Source organism: Pseudomonas sp. TWR3-1-1 (genome assembly GCF_049896545.1).
Classification (GTDB): Bacteria; Pseudomonadota; Gammaproteobacteria; order Pseudomonadales; family Pseudomonadaceae; genus Aquipseudomonas; species Aquipseudomonas weihenstephanensis.
In genome coordinates this window covers 1-5,027 of record NZ_JAFCUO010000025.1, presented here as the reverse complement: position 1 = coordinate 5,027, position 5,027 = coordinate 1, and the positions used below count along the sequence as shown (strand labels likewise).

2 tRNA genes and 3 rRNA genes are annotated in these 5,027 nt (G+C 51.0%); all 5 read right to left on the bottom strand.

What is annotated here, in order from left to right:
• Positions 1–49, bottom strand: a 5S ribosomal RNA gene (gene rrf / locus ACP7A4_RS22785); the annotation flags it as partial.
• Positions 50–208: 159 nt separating this feature from the next.
• Positions 209–3,100, bottom strand: a 23S ribosomal RNA gene (locus ACP7A4_RS22780).
• 238 nt (positions 3,101–3,338) lie between these two features.
• Positions 3,339–3,414: transfer RNA gene (locus ACP7A4_RS22775), tRNA-Ala, on the bottom strand.
• Positions 3,415–3,424: 10 nt separating this feature from the next.
• Positions 3,425–3,501: transfer RNA gene (locus ACP7A4_RS22770), tRNA-Ile, on the bottom strand.
• Positions 3,502–3,623: 122 nt separating this feature from the next.
• A 16S ribosomal RNA gene (locus tag ACP7A4_RS22765) occupies positions 3,624–5,027 on the bottom strand; the annotation flags it as partial.

Genomic DNA, 5,027 nt, shown 5'->3' with positions numbered 1-5,027 from the left:
CTGAGTTCGGGATGGGATCAGGTGGTTCCAATGCTCTATGGTCGTCAAGAAATTCGGGTACTGAGTCGTAGCCAGTTGGCTTCGCTTCAGCAAATTGGGTATGTGATAGCTTTCGGTGTTTTGTGAGTATCTCGAACTTTCGGTTCGTTTCGTCTTCACACACCGCAATCTGATGCTCTTTCGAGTAGTCAAATTGCTTGGGTGTTATATGGTCAAGCCTCACGGGCAATTAGTATTGGTTAGCTCAACGCCTCACAGCGCTTACACACCCAACCTATCAACGTCGTAGTCTTCGACGGCCCTTTAGGGAACTCAAGGTTCCAGTGAGATCTCATCTTGAGGCAAGTTTCCCGCTTAGATGCTTTCAGCGGTTATCTTTCCCGAACATAGCTACCCGGCAATGCCACTGGCGTGACAACCGGAACACCAGAGGTTCGTCCACTCCGGTCCTCTCGTACTAGGAGCAGCCCCTCTCAAATCTCAAACGTCCACGGCAGATAGGGACCGAACTGTCTCACGACGTTCTAAACCCAGCTCGCGTACCACTTTAAATGGCGAACAGCCATACCCTTGGGACCGGCTTCAGCCCCAGGATGTGATGAGCCGACATCGAGGTGCCAAACACCGCCGTCGATATGAACTCTTGGGCGGTATCAGCCTGTTATCCCCGGAGTACCTTTTATCCGTTGAGCGATGGCCCTTCCATACAGAACCACCGGATCACTAAGACCTACTTTCGTACCTGCTCGACGTGTCTGTCTCGCAGTCAAGCGCGCTTTTGCCTTTATACTCTACGACCGATTTCCGACCGGTCTGAGCGCACCTTCGTACTCCTCCGTTACTCTTTAGGAGGAGACCGCCCCAGTCAAACTACCCACCATACACTGTCCTCGATCCGGATAACGGACCTGAGTTAGAACCTCAAAGTTGCCAGGGTGGTATTTCAAGGTTGGCTCCACGCAGACTGGCGTCCACGCTTCAAAGCCTCCCACCTATCCTACACAAGCAAATTCAAAGTCCAGTGCAAAGCTATAGTAAAGGTTCACGGGGTCTTTCCGTCTAGCCGCGGATACACTGCATCTTCACAGCGATTTCAATTTCACTGAGTCTCGGGTGGAGACAGCGCCGCCATCGTTACGCCATTCGTGCAGGTCGGAACTTACCCGACAAGGAATTTCGCTACCTTAGGACCGTTATAGTTACGGCCGCCGTTTACCGGGGCTTCGATCAAGAGCTTCGCGTTAGCTAACCCCATCAATTAACCTTCCGGCACCGGGCAGGCGTCACACCCTATACGTCCACTTTCGTGTTTGCAGAGTGCTGTGTTTTTAATAAACAGTCGCAGCGGCCTGGTATCTTCGACCGGCGTGGGCTTACGCAGTAAATGCTTCACCCTCACCGGCGCACCTTCTCCCGAAGTTACGGTGCCATTTTGCCTAGTTCCTTCACCCGAGTTCTCTCAAGCGCCTTGGTATTCTCTACCCAACCACCTGTGTCGGTTTGGGGTACGGTTCCTGGTTACCTGAAGCTTAGAAGCTTTTCTTGGAAGCATGGCATCAACCACTTCGTGTTCTAAAAGAACACTCGTCATCAGCTCTCGGCCTTAGAATCCCGGATTTACCTAAGATTCCAGCCTACCACCTTAAACTTGGACAACCAACGCCAAGCTGGCCTAGCCTTCTCCGTCCCTCCATCGCAATAACCAGAAGTACAGGAATATTAACCTGTTTTCCATCGACTACGCTTTTCAGCCTCGCCTTAGGGACCGACTAACCCTGCGTCGATTAACGTTGCGCAGGAAACCTTGGTCTTTCGGCGTGGGTGTTTTTCACACCCATTATCGTTACTCATGTCAGCATTCGCACTTCTGATACCTCCAGCAAGCTTCTCAACTCACCTTCACAGGCTTACAGAACGCTCCTCTACCGCATCACCTAAGTGATACCCGTAGCTTCGGTGTATGGTTTGAGCCCCGTTAAATCTTCCGCGCAGGCCGACTCGACTAGTGAGCTATTACGCTTTCTTTAAAGGGTGGCTGCTTCTAAGCCAACCTCCTAGCTGTCTAAGCCTTCCCACATCGTTTCCCACTTAACCATAACTTTGGGACCTTAGCTGACGGTCTGGGTTGTTTCCCTTTTCACGACGGACGTTAGCACCCGCCGTGTGTCTCCCATGCTCGGCACTTGTAGGTATTCGGAGTTTGCATCGGTTTGGTAAGTCGGGATGACCCCCTAGCCGAAACAGTGCTCTACCCCCTACAGTGATACATGAGGCGCTACCTAAATAGCTTTCGAGGAGAACCAGCTATCTCCGAGCTTGATTAGCCTTTCACTCCGATCCACAGGTCATCCGCTAACTTTTCAACGGTAGTCGGTTCGGTCCTCCAGTTAGTGTTACCCAACCTTCAACCTGCCCATGGATAGATCGCCCGGTTTCGGGTCTATTCCCAGCGACTAGACGCCCTATTAAGACTCGCTTTCGCTACGCCTCCCCTATTCGGTTAAGCTTGCCACTGAAAATAAGTCGCTGACCCATTATACAAAAGGTACGCAGTCACCCAACAAAGTGGGCTCCCACTGCTTGTACGCATACGGTTTCAGGATCTATTTCACTCCCCTCTCCGGGGTTCTTTTCGCCTTTCCCTCACGGTACTAGTTCACTATCGGTCAGTCAGTAGTATTTAGCCTTGGAGGATGGTCCCCCCATATTCAGACAAAGTTTCTCGTGCTCCGTCCTACTCGATTTCACTGCAAAGATGTTTTCGCGTACAGGGCTATCACCCACTATGGCCGCACTTTCCAGAGCGTTCCGCTAACATCAATACAGCTTAAGGGCTGGTCCCCGTTCGCTCGCCACTACTAAGGGAATCTCGGTTGATTTCTTTTCCTCAGGGTACTTAGATGTTTCAGTTCCCCTGGTTCGCTTCTTAAGCCTATGTATTCAGCTTAAGATACCTAACTTATGTTAGGTGGGTTCCCCCATTCAGACATCTCCGGATCAAAGTCTGTTTGCCGACTCCCCGAAGCTTTTCGCAGGCTACCACGTCTTTCATCGCCTCTGACTGCCAAGGCATCCACCGTATGCGCTTCTTCACTTGACCATATAACCCCAAGCAATCTGGTTATACTATGAAGACGACATTCGCCGAAAATTCGCAATTTAACTCACAAATTTTACCTTAGCCTGAATAAACACCAGTGAAAGTGTTACCCAGTCTATCTTTCTATCACATACCCAAATTTTTAAAGAACGATCTAATCAAAAGATCAGAAATCAACATTCACCATTGTTTCAATGGAATGCTCATTTCTAAGCTTTACGATACAGAAGCAAGTTTATGGTGGAGCCAAACGGGATCGAACCGTTGACCTCCTGCGTGCAAGGCAGGCGCTCTCCCAGCTGAGCTATGGCCCCATTACAAAATTGGTGGGTCTGGGCAGATTCGAACTGCCGACCTCACCCTTATCAGGGGTGCGCTCTAACCAACTGAGCTACAGACCCAATTTCGAGCTTGTAACTGTTAGCGTGAGCTATCAGCTTGGAGCTTAAAGCTGCTTCTATCGTCTTCTTCAATGAATCAAGCAATTCGTGTGGGAACTTATGGAGCAGCTGATGTCGTCGATTAAGGAGGTGATCCAGCCGCAGGTTCCCCTACGGCTACCTTGTTACGACTTCACCCCAGTCATGAATCACACCGTGGTAACCGTCCTCCCGAGGGTTAGACTAGCTACTTCTGGTGCAACCCACTCCCATGGTGTGACGGGCGGTGTGTACAAGGCCCGGGAACGTATTCACCGTGACATTCTGATTCACGATTACTAGCGATTCCGACTTCACGCAGTCGAGTTGCAGACTGCGATCCGGACTACGATCGGTTTTATGGGATTAGCTCCACCTCGCGGCTTGGCAACCCTTTGTACCGACCATTGTAGCACGTGTGTAGCCCAGGCCGTAAGGGCCATGATGACTTGACGTCATCCCCACCTTCCTCCGGTTTGTCACCGGCAGTCTCCTTAGAGTGCCCACCATTACGTGCTGGTAACTAAGGACAAGGGTTGCGCTCGTTACGGGACTTAACCCAACATCTCACGACACGAGCTGACGACAGCCATGCAGCACCTGTCTCAATGTTCCCGAAGGCACCAATCTATCTCTAGAAAGTTCATTGGATGTCAAGGCCTGGTAAGGTTCTTCGCGTTGCTTCGAATTAAACCACATGCTCCACCGCTTGTGCGGGCCCCCGTCAATTCATTTGAGTTTTAACCTTGCGGCCGTACTCCCCAGGCGGTCAACTTAATGCGTTAGCTGCGCCACTAAGAGTTCAAGACTCCCAACGGCTAGTTGACATCGTTTACGGCGTGGACTACCAGGGTATCTAATCCTGTTTGCTCCCCACGCTTTCGCACCTCAGTGTCAGTATCAGTCCAGGTAGTCGCCTTCGCCACTGGTGTTCCTTCCTATATCTACGCATTTCACCGCTACACAGGAAATTCCACTACCCTCTACCATACTCTAGCTTGCCAGTTTTGGATGCAGTTCCCAGGTTGAGCCCGGGGATTTCACATTCAACTTAACAAACCACCTACGCGCGCTTTACGCCCAGTAATTCCGATTAACGCTTGCACCCTCTGTATTACCGCGGCTGCTGGCACAGAGTTAGCCGGTGCTTATTCTGTCGGTAACGTCAAAACACTAACGTATTAGGTTAATGCCCTTCCTCCCAACTTAAAGTGCTTTACAATCCGAAGACCTTCTTCACACACGCGGCATGGCTGGATCAGGCTTTCGCCCATTGTCCAATATTCCCCACTGCTGCCTCCCGTAGGAGTCTGGACCGTGTCTCAGTTCCAGTGTGACTGATCATCCTCTCAGACCAGTTACGGATCGTAGCCTTGGTGAGCCATTACCTCACCAACTAGCTAATCCGACCTAGGCTCATCTGATAGCGCAAGGCCCGAAGGTCCCCTGCTTTCTCCCGTAGGACGTATGCGGTATTAGCGTCCGTTTCCGAACGTTATCCCCCACTA